Consider the following 18,421-nt stretch of genomic DNA (forward strand, 5'->3'; position numbering starts at 1 on the left):
GACACCCATGCAATACATCGTGGGACTGCTCTTCATCATTGCCTCGCTCTTTTCGACAGTCGCCATGGCCGATGATGTTGAAGGAAAGATCACCGGCATCAACCAGGATAAGGAAACAATTACACTGGATGATGGCAAGACCTACAAATTGCCTGGCGAGTTTGATTATTCGGCCATCACCAAGGGCATGAAGGTGATCATTCTCTATGATGAAGCCGACAACACCCGCTTTGTAACCGACATTCAGGAGGCCCCTTGAGTATCAAGTCACTGCGAGAACTTCGCCCGTGTCGTATTGGCGGACAAAATCGACACGGGCTCCGTTCCAGTGATAGCTATAATGCCGCCCCTGAACAGGAATCGTTATAACATTTGGCCAAAAAATCCCGATGCAAAGTCCGCCGCGCATCCGCACACTCGGCCAGAGAAGTCCATGGCTTCCCGCCCCACGCAACTCTCTTCCCTCGATATGTGACGCCGTATAGTCAACCGGATCAAGCACACCGGGTACTTTGCTCACATCGTCCAGCTCTTGCTTGATGCTTCCAATCAGCACCCGAAAATCCGACGTCCAACCCGGTTCTTCATCAGTTGCACGCATGAATTTTTCATGATGATGGATGGTTTCGGCCACGGCCACAGCTTCGCGATCAGCGGCATAATAAATACCGTAACTGCCGTCACTGAAGCGCCCCGGACGGGTGGTTGAGCAATGCACGAAAGGTGCCATCACGTAGGTTGCGCCTTGCCCGGAAACCCGCCGCTCAGCCGGCACCTTGCCAAGATCGCCGATCTCGAAGCGAATGCGCGGGTTTGTCTTTTCCTCGACCGAAGCTAGTGCCTCCCAGTCACGCGGGTCCGCAATATCTTCAAACAAGTCGATCGGAGGATGGATGGAGCGGATGATGCGAAACGTCTGCGACCAGTGAACATATCTTTTCTGAGCCAGTCCGCTCACCATGCGCCACGCTCCGCGTTCAGCCATTCGCGCAGCGCTGCAAGATCAGAGATTTCACCGCGCAACATGAGATCCAAAGCCGACAATCCGCCGAATGAAGCGTTTGGCTTTCTGATCCATGCATAGCCCCGCGCAGGATCACGGAACATATAGCGCAAACCTTTGTGAATGCCCATCAGATGCGCCATGCGCATCCGTAAATCACGGTCGATCCGGCCTATACTCCCGTCTTTCCAGCGTGCCCATGTGCGCGGCGACATCTCGCCTAACAATGTGCAGGCTTCCGTATCGGAGAGCTTCCATGCCTTCAATAAGTTGACGGTGGTGCGAGCCAGCGCGCCGGCTTCTTCATCGGTAATGACCTTCGACAGATTGCCCGCAGGCGTTATGCTGATGGGATGAAGTTCCATGGCGCACCCTTCTTGTGGCAGAAAGATATCATATTTTTGCCAATTGGCAAATCTAGCGTCATGTTCATGTCGATTCTGGACTTTCCAGGGCGAGTCTGGTTCTTTGCATTAGAGGCTTGAGCAGGGAGAAATCTGGCTTGCCTGCGTTTATTTCCGGGGGAAGTCTCAGATGGATGATCCGATCAAGCTGCTCGACAGACCAGGCAATCGCTGGGCGCAAGCACGCTATGTGTTCTTTGCAGCTTTAACCGGAATCTTCACCGGAACAGTCGGATCTTATTTTCATTTGATTATCGACACCCTGATGACATGGCCCCAGAGGCTCGGTGAATATTTCGTCGGAAACAATCTCATTGTGGCCGCAGCGATCATCACCATGTGCTGCACGGTGCTGTCGGTTTTTGTCGTGCGACGCGTGGCGCCGGAAGCGGGTGGCAGCGGCGTTCAGGAAATCGAAGGTGCGATGGAAGGATTGCGTGAAGTCCGCTGGAAGCGTGTACTGCCTGTCAAATTTCTGATGGGTATTACCTCGATCTCCTCCGGGCTGGTGCTTGGGCGCGAAGGTCCAACGATCCATATCGGTGCATCGCTGGGTGCGGCCGTTACAGATTTTTTCAAAGTCAGCGAGACAGAAAGGCGTGGTATACTTGCCGCCGGTGCAGCCGCGGGTCTCGCCTGCGCTTTTAATGCACCACTCGCAGGCGTTCTGTTCATCATTGAAGAAACGCACAAGCAGTTTCCCTATACATTCCGCACCTATATGGGTGTTATTGCAGCCGCTCTGCTTGCTACGGTCATGACCCAGATTATCGGCGGCACCGCTCCTGATTTATCGATGCCGGACGTTAAAGCATCGCTGGAATATCTGCCCGCTTTCGTCGTGCTCGGCTGCGCGCTCGGTTTCATCGGTGTGGCGCTCAATGGCGGCATCATGTGGGCGGTCAATTTTGCCGCCCGTATGCAGCAACGCGTGCCATATCTTTATCCGGCTCTCATTGGTCTTTGCATTGGGGCGCTGTTCATTGTGCTGCCCTATTCTGTTACCGGCGGTGAGCATATCATCATGGAACTTGCCCATCAGAAAACCGCACTCGTCCTTTTGCTTCTTCTGGCTTGTGCGCGCTTTTTCACGATGATTGGCAGCTATTCTAGCGGTGTTCCGGGTGGGATTTTTGCGCCCATGCTGACACTTGCAACCTGTGTCGGCCTTGCTTTTTCAGGCCTGTTGGAACTGGCTCTGCCGAGTACAATAGATGCCGCGCCTCTGGCTTTTGCGATTGCCGCAATGGGCGGACTGTTCACCGCATCCGTGCGTGCGCCTGTGGTGGGAGTTGTTCTGACGCTAGAGTTGACTGCAGCCTATGGCATGACAATGCCGCTGATTGCTACCTGTCTCACGGCCAACCTCGTGGCCCAATGGATTGGCGGCAAGCCTATCTACGAGCAACTCCTCGACCGCACATTGGCACAGGCTGGCATCAAGCCAAAAGACAGGCCAGCAGAATCACAGACCGGATTGGCTTGAAGAAAAGGACTGAGCCAACTCACACCCACTCAAGCTTGCCGCTTTCGAACTTCAGGATCTTATCTTGGGGGATAGAAAGGTGGGCCGCATCGTGGCCATCCATATCACCATAAAGGTAGAATAGCGTACGAATGCAGCCGCCATGCGTCACGCAGACGGTTGGCCATTCAACAGCTTCTACCCAGCGGCCGATACGCTGAGAAAGGCGCATATAGCTTTCGGCTGTCTCACCAGGCGGTATGAAATTCCATTTGTCTTTGGCACGCGCTTCAAGAAGGTCTTCGCGTTCTTTGGCAATGTCTTCCATCATGAAGCCCTGCCAATCGCCGAAATTCACTTCCATCAATTGCGGGTCAGTGCGGAAATCATAAGGATCAAGGCCCATGCGCAGACGAATGCGCTCCATGGTTTCACGCGTGCGTCGCAGAGGGCTTGCAACAAAATCGTAACCGGCGCCATCCCCGATCAGCGACTTCAGCATATCGCCATTGCGGTCTGCCTGCGTACGACCATGGGCATTGATATCAATATCCAACTGCCCCTGAATGCGCTGCGCTACATTCCAGTCCGTCTCACCGTGACGCGAAAAGTAGATTATTTCCCGTGCCAAAACCCTGCCTCTTTTTGCCAACAGTCATAGTTTTGATAACCCCTTCCATGGCGGAAGGATAAAGAAAAATCCCGAAAAGTCGGTCAACTTTTCGGGATTTCAGAATGCTCAACTCAGTCTTTGACGACTGAAATATCCGGCGCGTCAACCGCCTTCATGCCGATGACATGATAGCCGCTGTCAGCATGATGGACTTCACCTGTCACCGAGCGCGACAGATCGGAAAGGAAGTAAAGGCCGACATCGCCCACTTCATCAATCGTGACCGTGCGGCGCAGAGGTGCATTATATTCGTTCCACTTGAGAATATAGCGGAAGTCACCAATGCCAGATGCGGCCAGCGTCTTGATCGGGCCAGCCGAAATCGCATTGACGCGAATGTTCTGCGGTCCAAGATCAACAGCGAGATATTTCACGCTTGCTTCAAGAGCTGCCTTTGCAACGCCCATGACGTTGTAATTCGGCATAACTTTTTCAGCACCATAATAGGTCAGCGTCAGAATTGAACCACCGTCATTCATCAGCTTTTCCGCACGACGCGAAATCGCAGTCAGCGAATAAACCGAAATCAGCATGGTGTTCTGGAAATTGGCCTCTGACGTGTCAACGTAACGACCGGTCAGTTCATCCTTATCGGAGAAACCAATCGCGTGAACAACGAAGTCAAGCTTGCCCCACTTCTTTTCCAGCGCTTCAAAAACGGCATCAATGCTCGCACCGTCAGCAACATCGCAATGGCCCGCAATGAAAGCATCCAGTTCTTCAGCCAGCGGTTCGACACGCTTCTTCAGCGCATCACCCTGATAGGTGAATGCAAGTTCAGCACCAGCTTCACGAGCAGCCTTGGCAATGCCCCAGGCGATAGAACGGTTGTTGGCTACGCCCAGAATCAATCCGCGCTTGCCCTGCAACAAACCTGACTTTGCGGTCATTAAGGGTCCTCATAGAATATAAACAACTAGATGCCCTATCGCACAGCCTTGCGAAGGCTTCAAGCAATTGCGCATAAAAAGCCGGGTATTATAGAATGTAAATGACGGAACGCCGTTAAGTGCAGCGATCCGGTTACAGTTGAGCAGAACTAAACTTATTTAGAGTCAGGACCGAGTATTTAATAGAAATAGCGCCTGAAATGACCAGATATGCAGGGGAAGACGCGAAGAACGGGATTGTTTCCCGTCTCAGCGTCTTCACAAACCAGATCGCCTGATCATTTCGGTGTCCGGAGGATGCGCCCCGTCTGCTCGGCTACTTTGTCAAAAAGGCTCGAAAATGCACCACATTTCCTGCGCTTTTTTTCATCGTATCCAAACGGATGATCTCATACCATTTCCGTCAAATTAGGGGGCCTGAGCCTAGCCGCCTCTGCGTTTCTTGAGAAACTCTTCCAGCTCTTTATCGCCACCTTCGGGCAGCATAATGCGGACATGGACGTAAAGATCGCCGTGGCCACCGGCCTTGAGCGGTAGCCCCTTACCCTTCAGACGCAGCACCTTGTCGGAACTCGACCATGCAGGCACTTTGACCGCGATACGGCCGTTCAGCGTTTCCACTTCCGCTTTGCCGCCAAGGGCAGCATCTGCGAGATCGACCGGCAAGTCGACATGTACATCGCGCCCCTCCAGACGGAAGCGCGCGCTCGGCTTGAAATGGATCGTTACCAGTGCGTCCCCGGGCGTACCACCAATGACGTGCTCACCTTGACCTTTAAGCCTGATCGTTTGACCGTCTTCAACAAACTGCGGCAGCTTGATTTTCAGATGCTTGCCATTTGGAAAAACAGCTTCAACCTTGTCAGCTCCGGCTGCCTGCTCGAGTGTGATATTGATCGAAGCAGCCAAATCGCTGCCTTTCACCGGGCCACGCTGACGTGCTCCACCGCGACCGCCGCCAAAGGCTCCACCGAATATATCGTTGAGAATATCTTCCGCACCACCGAAACCGCCCTGCTGGCCACCGCCACGCTGACGAAAGCCCGCAAATGGATCAGCACCGCCACCGAAACCGGCATGACCGTCAAAGCCGCCCTGCCCGCCAAAGCCCTGAAAGACCGGCTTGCCTTCGGCATCGATTTCTCCACGATCAAACTGGCCGCGCTTGTCCTTGTCACCGACAATTTCATAGGCCTGATTGATTTCTGAAAAGCGCTCCTGTGCCTTGGGATCATCCTTGTTCTGGTCGGGATGATATTTTTTAGCCAGCTTGCGAAAAGCCGACTTTATTTCTTCGGGCTTCGCCGTTTTGGCGACGCCCAACACGCTATAGGGATCGCGCATATAGTCCTCATCGGGAAAATGACTGAATAATCAGTCGTTAGACTCACTTTGCCGTAATATGAGTACTAAGCTTGAAAACTTCCAGACTTATAGCAGAGAGAATGCAAAAAAGCGCCAAGGACATCCCGAAAAGTGTGAAACGGCTTTCGGGAGGTTGATAAAACCAGGTTCTGGAACCGTTAATATTCTGAGCTGCAATTTGATTCAGTCAGATCAAAACGCGCTCTAAAGCGGCGCGAATGAAGTTAACGTCCACTCGCCGCCGCGCTGCATGCAGGTTTCACCACGATAGATGGAGACACCATCAAAAGCTTCCCGCGATGTTTCGAACTGGCGACAAAGCGTGTCGTTGGATTTGGTTTCGGCAATCGTTGTGATTGCACCCTGACTACCCGTATCCGGATTGGCCCAAGGCACGGGCTTTTTACCCCATTGCGTGAAGTTGAGCGCTGATACGATGCTCTTGATCGTGGACTGATCGGAGCGCTTGCCATTGTCAGTTTCGTCTTTTTCGACTGACTTGATCGAACCAGTGATTGTCGAGGAATCAGGAACCGCCTTGTCGATACTCACCCCGCCCATCGCACAACCTGCGAGAGAAACCATGACGGCAGCAAACGCCACACGGCGGATCACAGCCATGCTTCGATTAAAGTTCACATCATGTTTTACGCGGCGAGCAAGTCCAGCGGCCAACGGTCTTCCCTTAAATACACCCTAAAGATGTAATGAATATGCGGGATATGGAGTTAACAAGTCGTTCGCAGGCAAGGTAAACAAATCGCTATCAAAGAACAACGAAGAAAATCCTCGCACCTGACCAAAGCCATGGACAAAATGCGCGATATGAACGAAGTTTGCGCTCAACAATTCCGACTGACGTTTGAAATAGCAGAAAATGACAGAAATCAGCGACGACTTCACCCAGAGTTCCGAACCATTCAAGCTCTTTGCAGAATGGCTGAATGACGCCACCAAAAGCGAAGTGAACGACCCGAATGCCGTTGCACTCGCCACAGTTGACCCGGACGGTCTGCCAAATGTGCGGATGGTTCTGCTCAAGGATTTCGACGAACACGGCTTCGTTTTCTACACAAATTATGAAAGCACGAAGGGACGGGAAGTTCTTTCTGCCGAAAAAGCTGCAATGTGCTTTCACTGGAAATCGCTGCGCCGTCAGGTGCGCGTGCGCGGCCCCGTCGAAAAGGTGAGTGCAGAGGAAGCGGATGCCTATTATGCATCGCGTCCTCGTGGCAGCCGCATTGGAGCATGGGCTTCCAAGCAATCCCGCCCGCTCGAAAGCCGCTTTGCACTGGAAAAAGCCGTTGCCGAATACACCGCCCGTTACGCGATTGGTGAAATTCCTCGCCCGGCACACTGGTCAGGCTTTCGCATCCGCCCGGTTTCCATTGAATTCTGGCATGATCGCCCTTTCCGCCTGCATGACCGCGTGTTGTTTACCCGCGACACACCGGAAGGTGACTGGCACAAGGATCGTCTTTATCCGTAAAATAAAAAGGCCGCTGAAATCAGCGGCCTTTTTATTTTTAGACCATTGGCTTTAACGCCACCCACAGGCTGCCCAACACAAGTCCGAGGAAAATCAGCCATCCGACAGTATTGTTCGACTTGAAAAGGCGCAGGCACTGATCGGGATTATCAATGTCGAGCACGATGATCTGTCGATAGAGATGCACACCCGCAGCCAGCAGCCCTGCAAGCGCAGGCATTGGCACCTGAGCGACGGCAAAGGCCGCAGCAAAGAAACCAATTGCGCCCCCATAAAGCACCAGCAGCGCCGTCTTTGTGTGTTTTCCGAACAAGCGCGCCGTTGATCCAACGCCGACCAGCGCGTCGTCTTCCTTGTCCTGATGGGCATAGATCGTGTCATAGCCGATCGTCCAAAGGATAGCGCCGATATAAAGCAGTACAGGCGAGAGTGCGAGCGCCCCTTCAACTGCCGCCCATCCCATCAGCGCACCCCATGAGAAGGCAAGGCCAAGCACTAGCTGCGGCAGATTGGTGATGCGCTTCATGAAAGGATAGGCCGCGACGATCAGAAGTGAAGCAATACCCAGTCCAACTGTAAACCAGTTGAATTGCAGCACAACCGCCAGCCCGACAAGAGCCTGGAAGACAATAAATATCTTCGCCTGTTTGCGGGTCACCTGACCAGAAGGCAGAGGGCGTGAACGTGTGCGGTCCACTTTGTCGTCAATGTCCTGATCGGCAAGATCATTATAGGTGCAACCCGCACCACGCATTGCAACGGCACCCACGAAAAACAAAACCAGATGCCAGATCGATGGCACCACCGACCAAATATCATCGCCCGGTTGCGCACCGGCACCTGCCACCAGCGCCACGGACCAGAAGCATGGCCACAACAGAAGCTGCCACCCAATGGGACGGTCCCAGCGGGCAAGTTGCGCATAAGGCCAGACTGATGGCGGTAAAACACGATAAACCCAATGGCCGGAGGGCGCATCTTTCACTCGTCCGCGCACATCACGCGACTGGACACCCGAATTCGGTTCACCATTGGGTTTTGACTGCTGCATAATTGCCTGCCTTTTAAAACTTATGACGGCTCTATCCGCTTTTTATTCAAAAATTGCGGCACTGCCCTTGCCCGCGCGCACGTTGAGCAATAGAGAGCCGAAGTCAGTAACCACTTACTTATCTCACGCGCAGGGAGCAAGGCATGAAAGTTCTGTTGATCGGTTCCGGTGGCCGCGAACACGCATTGGCATGGAAGCTCGCCGCTTCGAAAAAGCTGACAAAACTTTATTGCGCGCCCGGCAATCCCGGCATTGCCGAATATGCAGAACTTGTGTCCCTTGATATCACCGATCATGCGGCTGTCATTGCTTTTGCCAAACAGAACGCAATCGATCTCGTCGTTGTTGGTCCGGAAGCTCCACTCGTCGCAGGCCTTGCTGACGATCTCGAGGCCGAGAACATCCGCGTCTTTGGCCCATCCAAGCTGGCTTCCCAGCTCGAGGGCTCAAAAGGTTTCACCAAAGATCTCTGCGCACGCTTCGGCATTCCAACCGGTGCCTATGGCCGTTTCAACAATGCCCCGAAAGCCAAGGCCTATGTGCGTGAAGTCGGCGCTCCGATCGTCGTCAAGGCCGACGGACTTGCCGCAGGCAAAGGCGTGGTCGTAGCTATGACGCTTGCCGAAGCACTGGATGCCGTTGATGCCTGTTTTGAAGGTGCTTTCGGTTCTGCCGGTGCGGAAGTCGTCGTTGAAGAATTTCTTGAAGGCGAAGAAGCAAGCTTTTTCTGCATCTGTGATGGCAAAACAGCGCTGCCACTTGGTTCTGCTCAGGACCACAAGCGCGTTGGCGATGGCGACACCGGCCCGAACACCGGCGGCATGGGGGCTTACGCACCTGCTCCGGTGATGACGCCTGAAATCGTCGAACGCACCATGCGTGAGCTGATCGAACCAACAATGCGTGGCATGGCGGAAATCGGTGCGCCTTTTTCGGGCGTGCTGTTCCTCGGCCTGATGATCGGCAAGGACGGCCCGAAGCTCATTGAATACAACACCCGCTTTGGCGATCCCGAATGTCAGGTGCTGATGATGCGCCTTGAAAGTGATCTGCTTGATCTCATCAACGCCGCTGTTGATGGTAAGCTTGATCAAGTCACACTGGAATGGAAAGACCAGCCGGCGCTCACCGTTGTCATGGCGGCAGAAGGCTATCCCGCCAATGTGAAAAAAGGCAGCATCATTCGTGGTCTGGAAAAACTCGAAAACATTGACGGGCTCAAAGTTTTCCACGCCGGGACAGCAGAAAAAGACAGTAACCTTATTGCCAATGGTGGCCGCGTTCTCAATGTGACGGCTATTGCGCCAACAGTAGTGGAAGCCCAGAGCAAAGCCTATGATGCGGTGAAGCAAGTCAATTGGCCGGAAGGTTTTTATCGCTCCGACATCGGGTGGCGTGCGGTAGAACGTGAACACTCAGACCAATAAGGCCGCGACTTTTACCGGTTAAGCAATATGGACGCGATTGCGTCCGGCCTTTTTCGCATCATAGAGCGCCGCATCTGCGCGGCGCATCGTTTCATAAAGACTTTCGTCGTCAACCTGTTCAGCCACGCCAAAACTGGCAGTTGGGCCCCAATGCGGTGATTTTTCTTCAAAGCGCAGCTCACTCAATGCTTCGCGCAAGTTTTGCGCCAGCTTTTCCGCCGATGCCATATCAGCGTCGGGAATAAACACGACGAACTCCTCACCGCCCATGCGTGCAGCAACAGCCGCTTTCGGCAATTGTGTTCTGAGCAGTTTGCCAAAAGCCGCGATCACCCGGTCGCCACCATCATGACCATAGGTGTCGTTGACGCGCTTGAAAAAATCCAGATCGCTCATAATCACCGAGTAGCGAATGCGCGCGCCCTTACGCGCCAATACGCGCGAGACGTGTCTATCAAAGCCACGCCGGTTATAAATTTGTGAAAGCTCATCCACCTCGGACTGTTCACTTGCCTCTCCGAGCATGTGCGAGACTGTGCTAAGCAATAAAAGCAAGCCGCGCGCCACCTGCACAAAGACACCAACGGCCAACGACACAATCACGTGCAACGTATTAACCTGGTCTTCGGGCCGCATATCTGAACCCGGCCAGGCAATCAGGAAAGCTTTCGAAAAATAATGAATGCAGCTGAAAGCGGCGAGCGCCAGCATCAGCTTGTCCACCAGCCGCGGCATACCTGAACGATAAATCACCCGGACCATCAGCAATTGGGCCAAGCAAAGCGGAAGCTGGTAAAGAAAACGATGCAGAAGCGATGTGCGTGGGAGTTCATAGGTCAGCAAATTGCAGATGATCGCCGCAACAAAAAAGCCACCAAGAAGCCGCCAGTCCACGTTCTGACGATAAATGCACTGCAATCCAACGATGACAGCCAAAAACGCTGCCATTAAAAGAGCAAAAGCAACCAGAACCAGAAGGCGCGGATTTTCTGCAAGTGGGATCCAGTAGCCAAAAATCGCCACAAGCGCTCCAGCTACAGAGGCCACCGTGAACCACCGCGGCGCCGCATAATTGCGTTCCTGTATCGACACGAACGCGAATGTCAAAATGAAAACGCACGACACCGTAAGATTGACTGTCAGAAAATACGGAACGAGCGTCATATATCAGCGCCTCTCAACATGCTTACTGTCTAAATGAATTCGAAGAATATTTCATTAATAACAATGAATTTCTTTACAGCGAAATCAGACCCCTCACGGAGTTTAGACATAGGCATAATTTGATAATGCTTTCTATTACGATACTCAGCGTTATTTTTATCGCAAAAATCTGTACTTATGATAGCGTTTTTCTTAATTTTAGAAAAGCGCCTTGTAAAAGCCCTGAATGCCACCTATATGTGGCGCATCGATTTTGTTTTCGAATGTTGCGGCGTGCTTTTCGCCACCCGGTACTTCTTTCAAATTCGTGAAATTCGGCAATGGGCTTTGGTCCATTATATATCAACCGTGCGATTTGAAAGGAATTCAACATGGCAAACGGAACAGTAAAATTCTTTAATTCAACCAAAGGCTTCGGCTTTATTCAGCCTGATGACGGCGGCGTTGACGTGTTTGTTCACATCTCGGCTGTTGAACGTTCGGGCCTCAGCACACTCAACGAAGGCCAGAAGGTCAGCTTTGAAGTTGTTGCAGACCGTCGTTCGGGCAAGAATGCAGCAGAAAACCTGCGTGCGCTCTAATAACTGTTCAAGCTGAGTTTTTGAAAACTCTGCTTCAATAGTTGCGCTAAGAAATTTGTCTCCAGTCTTTGACCACGGATGTACTGGCACTGATTGTTGAGACTTATGAAGGTCGGGTCCATGCCCGGCCTTTTTATTTATCCATTTAAGAGACAAAGCAGCCAAGCCATCATGCACACAAAGCAGGATGTGGCGGATGCAAAAAGGCATGTCTTCGCCGGATCGCTTTGAATGTGGTCAAGGCGGAGAATAGACAAACTGATAGAGCATCAAACATCAAATAAGTTCTTCATCTAAATATTGACGTTTACGTAATAAGCCGATAGCTCTTAATCATACCCAGCCACAAGGCTGAACGAGTTGCCGCCATTCAACGGCAGTTCAACACCTTTTGAGGAAAAGGTTCAGGAGGAAAAATGTATCGCGCACCAGTTTCCGAAATTTCTCATACGCTGTTGAAGGTTGCAGGCCTTGAGAAAGCAATCGAAGATAACCGTTTTCCTGAAGAGCTTTCGGCCGATCTCGTCGAAGCCATTCTCGAAGAAGCAGGAAAATTTGCTTCCGAACGCGTCGAGCCACTGCGCATTTCTGGCGACCGGCACGGTGCGAGTGTGAAGGATGGCGTTGTCACGACTGCGCCGGGCTGGAAAGAGCTTTATACCGACTGGATTGCAGGTGGCTGGAACTCGCTCACCGGGACACCGGAATATGGTGGCCAAGGCTTGCCGACCATGATGTCGGTTGCGGTCAGTGAAATGTGGAACTCCGGCACGCTGGCTTTTGCCATTGCTCCCACGCTCACTATGGGCGCAGTCGAAGCACTGGAAAAACACGCCTCCAAAGAACTCAAAGATATTTACCTTGAAAAGCTCATCTCCGGCGAATGGATGGGCACAATGAACCTGACTGAGCCGCAGGCCGGATCAGATGTTGGCGCTTTAGGTACACGGGCAGAGCGCAACGATGATGGCTCCTATAGAATCTTTGGCCAGAAAATTTTTATTACCTATGGCGAACACGACCTCACGGATAATATCGTGCATCTCGTGCTGGCGCGCCTGCCCGATGCCCCTGCCGGAACCAAAGGCATATCGCTGTTTCTCGTACCCAAATTCCTCGTCAATGCGGATGGTTCCCTCGACCGCCGCAATGATGTTTTCTGCTCCGGCCTTGAGCACAAGATGGGTATTCACGCCTCCCCCACCTGCACAATGATTTATGGTGACGGCTTTGTAAAAGGCGAAGAAGCAGGCGCCGTGGGCTATTTGATTGGCGAAGAAAATCGTGGCCTCGCCTGCATGTTCACCATGATGAACAATGCGCGTCTGCTGGTTGGCATTCAGGGCGTTGGCGTTGCAGAAGCCGCTTATCAGCAGGCTTTGAATTACGCCAGGGAACGCAAACAGGGGCGGGCCATCGGCGCCGATCCAAAGGCTGGCATGAGTCCGATCATTGAGCATCCCGATGTGCAACGTATGCTGCTTACCATGAAAGCGCTCACACAGGTTGCCCGCTCCATCACCTATTCCTGTGCACACGCGATTGACATGAGCCACGCGACGGATGGTATAGAGGCGCAATTCTGGTCGGATCGGGCTGGACTTCTCACACCTTTGGCCAAGAGTTTCGCTACCGATGTCGGCGTCGATGTTGCCTCGCTTGGTGTGCAAATCCACGGTGGCATGGGCTTTATCGAGGAAACCGGTGCAGCACAATTGCTTCGCGATGCCAGAATTACCCCAATTTATGAAGGCACCAACGGCATTCAGGCGATTGACCTTGTTATGCGCAAGCTGCCTTTGGACAATGGTAAACATATCAAAGGTTTCTTCGCCGAATTGCAGGACGATGCCGATAAAGCCACGACCTCGAACCGGCCAGAGCTGGGCGAAACAGGTTCCCTCCTGTCGGCTGCAATCAATAAAGCCCGTGAAGCAACAGACTGGTTGCAAAAGGCAGCAAGTGAAGGCCGCACAGAAGAAGCACTCGCTGGGGCAACACCTTATCAGCGCCTGCTCTCACTGACCGCTGGTGGTGGCTATCTGGCACGTGCCGCACTTAACAGTGACGATGCCGGACGTGCAGCACTTTGCCGATTCTATGCCGAAAATATGCTTTCGGAAGTATCTTCATTAAAAGACACGGTTGTTACCGGCGCATCCAGTCTTGCGGCTGCAAAACTGGCCTTGGAGGCTTGATTATGGGTAAGCATATTCTGATCGAGCGCAGAGGTGCAGTGCAAATTATCCGCCTTAACCGCCCTGATAAAAAGAACGCGATTACCCGCGCCATGTACGCCACGATGGCAAAAGCCCTCGTTGACGGCGACGCGGACGACGGCGTGCGTGTTCATGTGTTTCTGGGTGTGCCGGGAGCATTTTCATCCGGCAATGATATGCAGGATTTCATGGCGGCTGCATCCGGTGGCAGTCTCGGCAATGACATTCTCGATTTTCTTGGTGCGCTCTCAAGCGCAAAGAAGCCGATTATCTCCGGCGTCGATGGCCTCGCCATTGGTATTGGCACGACAATCCACCTGCATTGCGATCTGACTTTTGCGACCAGTCATGCACTGTTCCGCACGCCGTTTGTTGATCTAGGCCTTGTGCCGGAAGCAGCATCCAGCCTGCTTGCACCGCCGCTTATGGGGCATCAGAAAGCATTCGCTCTTCTGGCGTTAGGTCATGGATTTGATGCACAAGCCGCCCTTGAGGCGGGCATAGTCTATAAGCTTGTTGAAAATGGCCAGCTGGAAACAGAGGTTTTAAAGGCGGCGGACGAAATCGCCTCCAAACCTCCACAGGCCATACAAATTGCCCGCAGCCTGATGCGGCTTCCCGCTGAACCCGTTTCAGAGAGGATCGCGCGGGAAGCAAAGCATTTTGCCGAGCGCCTGACTTCGAACGAAGCACGCGAAGCTGTCACGGCCTTTCTCAGCCGTAAAAAATGAGGCAGGGATTACCCTGCCTTTTTTCCTGTCGTTGGATTACTCGGCAATCGATCCCGAATTTCAGTCAGGCGATTGAAAACATTAAATTGCAAAATAACGACTTCACAAATCACGCGCCATAAGAGGCAACTTAGAAACCAAACAAAAATTACACCCAGAATTGTCAATGCATCGCCGTAAGATGTGTGCGTTGTCATTATAGCAATCAAAGCCAACAATAATAAAACAACCATACCCATCCAGTAAATAAACTTCACAATATACGGTGAAATTAATTTATCGAAGTTAAATATATTCATACATCCATCCATATTCTATAATATATTTTTATATATTCACAACTTATTATAGTTTTTTATCTTCGTTAAAATCAAATAATTTCGATAATATTTCAAAAAAATACCCGGATGGAATTACCATCCGGGTGGCTTTGTTGGAGGTCAGCCAAGTTGGTTGCCTCAGCTTCGGAGCTTTAAATATCTGAAAAGGTCCTTCATCTTTCCAGACGGCCGCCGAGTGAAGCGTTATTCTTTAGATAGTATAGAAATTCGACAAGACCGTGTTCACACGCGAATGTGATATTTTCTTAATTGCGAGCAATAATCTCACGGCCTTCAATCACCATGCGAACACCCAGCGAGCCGGTCTTGCGACGCGCAAGGAAGCGTGGACGACGGCGGCGTGGTTCCTGCCCCTGACGGCGGGCCTGTGGCTCAGACGTGCGAACCGGGCCGGTGCTTTCATAAAGCGGACGTGCAACGCCATCCTCTTCAACCAGCATCATTGGCAGGTTGAAGGTTGCAGCCCATGCGCGCCAGTCAGCCGCAACGTCAGTCAGATCATGGGCGACCAGCAGCGGCACGGAAAGCTGCGGATCTTCATGCATCAGTTCCAGCGTGACAGTGATTTCGCCAAACTCGTCTTCGACTGCCCGGGCTGTCACACCGGCGAAAGCGTTGATCGGCAGTGCAATCGACATTGGCAAACCGCTCGATGGCAGGATCTGGCGGACAACCGCGCCACGCTCGCTGATGGTGAAGGTTACATCTGCGTCACAATCTTCTGCGGGGTAGGTTACGACCTGTGGCAAGTGAAACGGATCCAAACGAAGTTCCTGACCTGCCCATTCCGGCTTCTTAAGTCCGCTGCTCATCATTTTCGACGCCTCTTAGTATCTCTGCCTGTTATATTGAGAGCCAGTTATTCCAGCTTCTCTTTGTGAGCGATGTTCGCTCTTGTTGATTTGGAGAATAGGCGATGAATATTACCGGGGCGCTTAACGCGTTAGGTTAACTTTTCCCTGCTTTTTCATTTGGTTACTGCTTTACAACCAGGTGTAAGAACTCGGTAATGCTTGCTAATTTTCGTTTACATAAATGAAAAGGCGGACAGTTGCCTGCCCGCCTCGATTTCGTCATATTTGCTGAAATTACAGCACTTTACCCGGGTTCATGATGCCATTCGGGTCGAATGATTTCTTAATATGGCGCATCAGTTCAAGCGCTACATCCTGCTTGAAGAAGGCAAGTTCTTCGCGCTTCAACACGCCGATACCATGCTCTGCCGAGATAGATCCGGTATAAGAAGCAACAATTGTATGAATGCGGTGATTAAGGTCGTGCCAGCGATCAAGGAAAGCCTGCTTGTCCGCACCGACCGGCTGCGACACATTATAATGCAGATTTCCGTCGCCGATGTGTCCAAAGCAAACAATACGCGAACCGGGAATCATTTCGAGCGTTGCTGCATTGGCCTCATGAATGAATTCCGGGATTTTCGCGACAGGAACCGAAATGTCGTGCTTGATCGAGCCACCTTCCGGCTTCTGCGCCCAGGACATTTCCTCGCGCATTTTCCAGAACATCTGTGCCTGCGCAACGCTCTCGGCAATGGCGGCATCCTGAATGATGTCGTTCTCAAACGCTTCCGTCAGGATTGTTTCAAGCGTCGTACGCGCATCGTCTTCTGAACGGCTCGATGAAATATCGACGAGCGCATACCAGTCGTGCGGGCTTTCAAGGGGATCACGCACACCATCGACATGGGCAATCGTAAACTCAACACCAACACGCGGCATCAGTTCAAAGCCGGTGAGCGACGGGCCTGCATGTTCGGTCGCAAGCTGAAACAGGCGCAGCACATCTTCCGGGCTGCGCAGACCGGCATAGGCCACGCCCTTGCCCTTTGGCTGCGGGTAAATCTTCAAAACGGCGGCAGTAATAACACCAAGCGTACCTTCGGAACCAATGAAGAGGTCCTTCAGATCGTAGCCGGTATTGTCTTTCTTCACGTAGCGAAGGTCGTTGAGAATCTCACCGCTTGGCAAAACCACTTCAAGACCGAGGCAAAGCTCACGCATATTGCCATAGGCAAGAACTGCCGTGCCGCCAGCGTTAGAACCCAGATTGCCACCAATCTGGCAGGAGCCTTCGGCACCCAGCGACAGCGGGAACAGGCGCCCGACTTTTTGTGCTTCATCCTGAAGGTTTTTCAGGATCACACCCGCTTCCACCGTTACCAGATTGCCAACCGGATCAACCGAGCGCACCTTGTTCATACGGCCAAGCGACAATACGATCGTGGTGTTGCTCTGATCCGGCGTCTGACCACCGACAAGACCTGTATTGCCGCCCTGCGGCACGACCGGGGTCTTGGTTTCGTTGGCGAGTTTCAGGATGTCTGAGACTTCCTGCGTTGAGGACGGGCGCAGAACCAGCGGCGAACGGCCCTGATAGAGGTCGCGCTGTTCAATCATGAAGGGCGCAATGTCTTCCGGCGCAGTCAGTGCATTCTTTTCGCCAACAATGGCTGCAAATCGTTCGATCAGGGCGGTGTCGAGCATGTGCTTCTCTTAATTGTTTGGGGAACTAGCGCGGGGCCGCCGCGCGTTTAAGACGATCATTAATGGCCTCACCAAGACCATCAAAAGGAATGGGTTCAACAGCGATGGTACGTGCGCCGCTTAAATCAAGCTTGCGCATGAAATCAAACAGATTGCTGGCCGCTTCGCGCAGATCACCTGTCGAACTGAGATTGAGCAAAGCGACCGCCTTATCGGCGTCGGCCGAGCGTTCAGGCCCAAATGCCAACAACGCCTCGCTCTCCTTAACGCTTGCAGCATCAAGCCGCACGGCAGCGTTCGGGGCATAGTGCGATTCCATCATGCCCGGTGCCTGAATGGCAGCTTTATGTTCGGCGCGTTCGAGTTTTACACCAAGAACGGCTTCAATCTCCTCAGCAGCCAGACCGCCGGGGCGCAGTAGACGCACACGTTGGCCTTCAACCTTAAGAATAGTCGATTCGACACCCACGCCACACGGACCGGCATCGAGGATCATGTCGATTTTGTCGCCCAAATCATCAGCCACCGCTTTCGCAGATGTGGGACTGATGCGGCCGGAAGTATTGGCGCTCGGTGCTGCAACTGGACTGTCGAGATTCTTTATAACATCACGTACTTTTCCGGTTGGCATACGGATAGCAAGTGTCTGAAGTCCCGCTGTCACCAGCGGATGAATGGGGCGCTTTGTATCCTGTTTGGCTTTCAACGGCAGGACGAGTGTCAACGGTCCCGGCCAAAAAGCCTCCGCGAGTTTGCGGGAGATCGGATCGAAAGTCACATAGCGCTCCGCCATGGCGATGCTGTCAACATGCGCGATGAGCGGATTGAACTGCGGGCGACCCTTGGCGGCGAAAATGCCGGCCACGCCTTCGCCATGCGCTGCATCCGCAGCAAGACCATAAACTGTCTCGGTCGGAATCGCGACAAGGCCGCCACGGGTGAGCACTGCCACCGCACGCGAAACAGCATTGTCATCGAAGTCCAGAATATCGGCCAAGGTCATTCTCCTGCCGCTTTAGCTACACAAAGCCTTGCTTTTGAGCAAGTGTATCTCAAAGGCAGTTAATGCAAGATCGGAATGAGTTATGAAAAAGGCCGCCTAAGAGGCGACCTTCTT

Annotated in this window: 20 protein-coding genes; 7 read left to right on the forward strand and 13 right to left on the reverse strand. The window is 52.6% G+C overall.

Annotated features, from left to right (window positions below):
• Positions 1 to 7 precede the first annotated feature (7 nt).
• Positions 8 to 259 carry a DUF1344 domain-containing protein gene (locus H5024_RS10185; RefSeq protein ID WP_187546081.1) on the forward strand — a complete coding sequence of 84 codons (252 nt, stop codon included), beginning with the start codon at positions 8 to 10 and terminating at the stop codon, positions 257 to 259.
• 3 nt (positions 260 to 262) lie between these two features.
• On the opposite strand, the gene H5024_RS10190 is transcribed toward H5024_RS10185, so the two are convergent.
• Positions 263 to 961, reverse strand: a complete 699-nt coding sequence (locus H5024_RS10190) for an RES family NAD+ phosphorylase (protein ID WP_187546762.1) — start codon at positions 959 to 961, stop codon at positions 263 to 265.
• Positions 955 to 1,368 (reverse strand): MbcA/ParS/Xre antitoxin family protein, encoded by a 414-nt coding sequence (locus H5024_RS10195; protein ID WP_187546083.1) that lies wholly within the window; start codon positions 1,366 to 1,368, stop codon positions 955 to 957. The genes H5024_RS10190 and H5024_RS10195 overlap by 7 nt, the downstream gene beginning before the upstream one ends.
• 169 nt (positions 1,369 to 1,537) lie before the next feature.
• Between H5024_RS10195 and clcA the strand changes: the two genes are divergently transcribed.
• Positions 1,538 to 2,893 (forward strand): H(+)/Cl(-) exchange transporter ClcA, encoded by a 1,356-nt coding sequence (gene clcA / locus H5024_RS10200; RefSeq protein WP_187546085.1) that lies wholly within the window; start codon positions 1,538 to 1,540, stop codon positions 2,891 to 2,893.
• 19 nt (positions 2,894 to 2,912) lie between these two features.
• On the opposite strand, the gene H5024_RS10205 is transcribed toward clcA, so the two are convergent.
• The 4 genes from H5024_RS10205 to H5024_RS10220 all read right to left on the reverse strand — a co-directional run bounded on the left by H5024_RS10205 (position 2,913) and on the right by H5024_RS10220 (position 6,421).
• Positions 2,913 to 3,503: a histidine phosphatase family protein gene (locus H5024_RS10205; RefSeq protein WP_187546088.1), complete on the reverse strand. Its 591-nt coding sequence runs from the start codon at positions 3,501 to 3,503 to the stop codon at positions 2,913 to 2,915.
• 113 nt (positions 3,504 to 3,616) lie between these two features.
• The gene (fabI, locus tag H5024_RS10210; RefSeq protein ID WP_140904233.1) at positions 3,617 to 4,435 is read right to left on the reverse strand and encodes an enoyl-ACP reductase FabI; all 819 of its coding nucleotides are present in this window, start codon (positions 4,433 to 4,435) and stop codon (positions 3,617 to 3,619) included.
• 423 nt (positions 4,436 to 4,858) lie between these two features.
• Positions 4,859 to 5,779: a DnaJ C-terminal domain-containing protein gene (locus H5024_RS10215; protein ID WP_187546091.1), complete on the reverse strand. Its 921-nt coding sequence runs from the start codon at positions 5,777 to 5,779 to the stop codon at positions 4,859 to 4,861.
• Positions 5,780 to 6,004: 225 nt separating this feature from the next.
• A complete protein-coding gene (locus H5024_RS10220) occupies positions 6,005 to 6,421 on the reverse strand; it encodes an RT0821/Lpp0805 family surface protein (protein WP_247875265.1) in 417 nt (138 codons plus the stop codon).
• A 256-nt stretch (positions 6,422 to 6,677) separates the two neighbouring features.
• Here H5024_RS10220 and pdxH point away from each other — a divergent pair, with 256 nt between their 5' ends.
• A complete protein-coding gene (pdxH, locus tag H5024_RS10225; RefSeq protein ID WP_187546094.1) occupies positions 6,678 to 7,289 on the forward strand; it encodes a pyridoxamine 5'-phosphate oxidase in 612 nt (203 codons plus the stop codon).
• A gap of 37 nt (positions 7,290 to 7,326) precedes the next feature.
• Here the strand turns inward: pdxH and ubiA are convergent, their stop codons facing one another.
• On the reverse strand, positions 7,327 to 8,340 hold the full coding sequence (gene ubiA, locus H5024_RS10230) for a 4-hydroxybenzoate octaprenyltransferase (RefSeq protein WP_187546096.1): 1,014 nt from the start codon (positions 8,338 to 8,340) through the stop codon (positions 7,327 to 7,329).
• Between the two features lie 143 nt (positions 8,341 to 8,483).
• Between ubiA and purD the strand changes: the two genes are divergently transcribed.
• Positions 8,484 to 9,767 (forward strand): phosphoribosylamine--glycine ligase, encoded by a 1,284-nt coding sequence (gene purD / locus H5024_RS10235; protein WP_187546098.1) that lies wholly within the window; start codon positions 8,484 to 8,486, stop codon positions 9,765 to 9,767.
• 18 nt (positions 9,768 to 9,785) lie between these two features.
• Here purD and H5024_RS10240 read toward each other — a convergent pair whose 3' ends face one another.
• Both H5024_RS10240 and H5024_RS10245 read right to left on the reverse strand, forming a co-directional pair.
• Positions 9,786 to 10,931 (reverse strand): GGDEF domain-containing protein, encoded by a 1,146-nt coding sequence (locus H5024_RS10240; RefSeq protein WP_187546101.1) that lies wholly within the window; start codon positions 10,929 to 10,931, stop codon positions 9,786 to 9,788.
• A gap of 198 nt (positions 10,932 to 11,129) precedes the next feature.
• Entirely contained in the window at positions 11,130 to 11,267 is a 138-nt protein-coding gene (locus H5024_RS10245) for a hypothetical protein (protein ID WP_187546103.1), read from the reverse strand.
• Positions 11,268 to 11,302: 35 nt separating this feature from the next.
• On the opposite strand from H5024_RS10245, the gene H5024_RS10250 reads away from it, so the two are divergent.
• The 3 genes from H5024_RS10250 to H5024_RS10260 all read left to right on the forward strand — a co-directional run bounded on the left by H5024_RS10250 (position 11,303) and on the right by H5024_RS10260 (position 14,462).
• Positions 11,303 to 11,512: a cold-shock protein gene (locus H5024_RS10250; protein ID WP_187546106.1), complete on the forward strand. Its 210-nt coding sequence runs from the start codon at positions 11,303 to 11,305 to the stop codon at positions 11,510 to 11,512.
• A 416-nt stretch (positions 11,513 to 11,928) separates the two neighbouring features.
• Positions 11,929 to 13,710, forward strand: coding sequence for an acyl-CoA dehydrogenase (locus tag H5024_RS10255; RefSeq protein WP_187546108.1), 1,782 nt, complete (start codon positions 11,929 to 11,931; stop codon positions 13,708 to 13,710).
• A gap of 2 nt (positions 13,711 to 13,712) precedes the next feature.
• Positions 13,713 to 14,462, forward strand: a complete 750-nt coding sequence (locus H5024_RS10260) for a crotonase/enoyl-CoA hydratase family protein (RefSeq protein WP_187546111.1) — start codon at positions 13,713 to 13,715, stop codon at positions 14,460 to 14,462.
• 8 nt (positions 14,463 to 14,470) lie between these two features.
• On the opposite strand, the gene H5024_RS10265 is transcribed toward H5024_RS10260, so the two are convergent.
• From H5024_RS10265 to H5024_RS10280, 4 genes are all read right to left on the reverse strand, one after another.
• Positions 14,471 to 14,761, reverse strand: a complete 291-nt coding sequence (locus H5024_RS10265) for a DUF4282 domain-containing protein (RefSeq protein WP_187546113.1) — start codon at positions 14,759 to 14,761, stop codon at positions 14,471 to 14,473.
• A 287-nt stretch (positions 14,762 to 15,048) separates the two neighbouring features.
• Positions 15,049 to 15,618 (reverse strand): DUF6101 family protein, encoded by a 570-nt coding sequence (locus H5024_RS10270; RefSeq protein ID WP_187546116.1) that lies wholly within the window; start codon positions 15,616 to 15,618, stop codon positions 15,049 to 15,051.
• A gap of 273 nt (positions 15,619 to 15,891) precedes the next feature.
• Positions 15,892 to 17,304, reverse strand: coding sequence for an FAD-binding oxidoreductase (locus tag H5024_RS10275; RefSeq protein ID WP_187546119.1), 1,413 nt, complete (start codon positions 17,302 to 17,304; stop codon positions 15,892 to 15,894).
• Positions 17,305 to 17,329: 25 nt separating this feature from the next.
• A complete protein-coding gene (locus H5024_RS10280) occupies positions 17,330 to 18,301 on the reverse strand; it encodes an L-threonylcarbamoyladenylate synthase (protein ID WP_187546121.1) in 972 nt (323 codons plus the stop codon).
• Positions 18,302 to 18,421: the final 120 nt, after the last annotated feature.

This window comes from Ochrobactrum sp. Marseille-Q0166, from assembly GCF_014397025.1.
Lineage (GTDB): Bacteria > Pseudomonadota > Alphaproteobacteria > Rhizobiales > Rhizobiaceae > Brucella.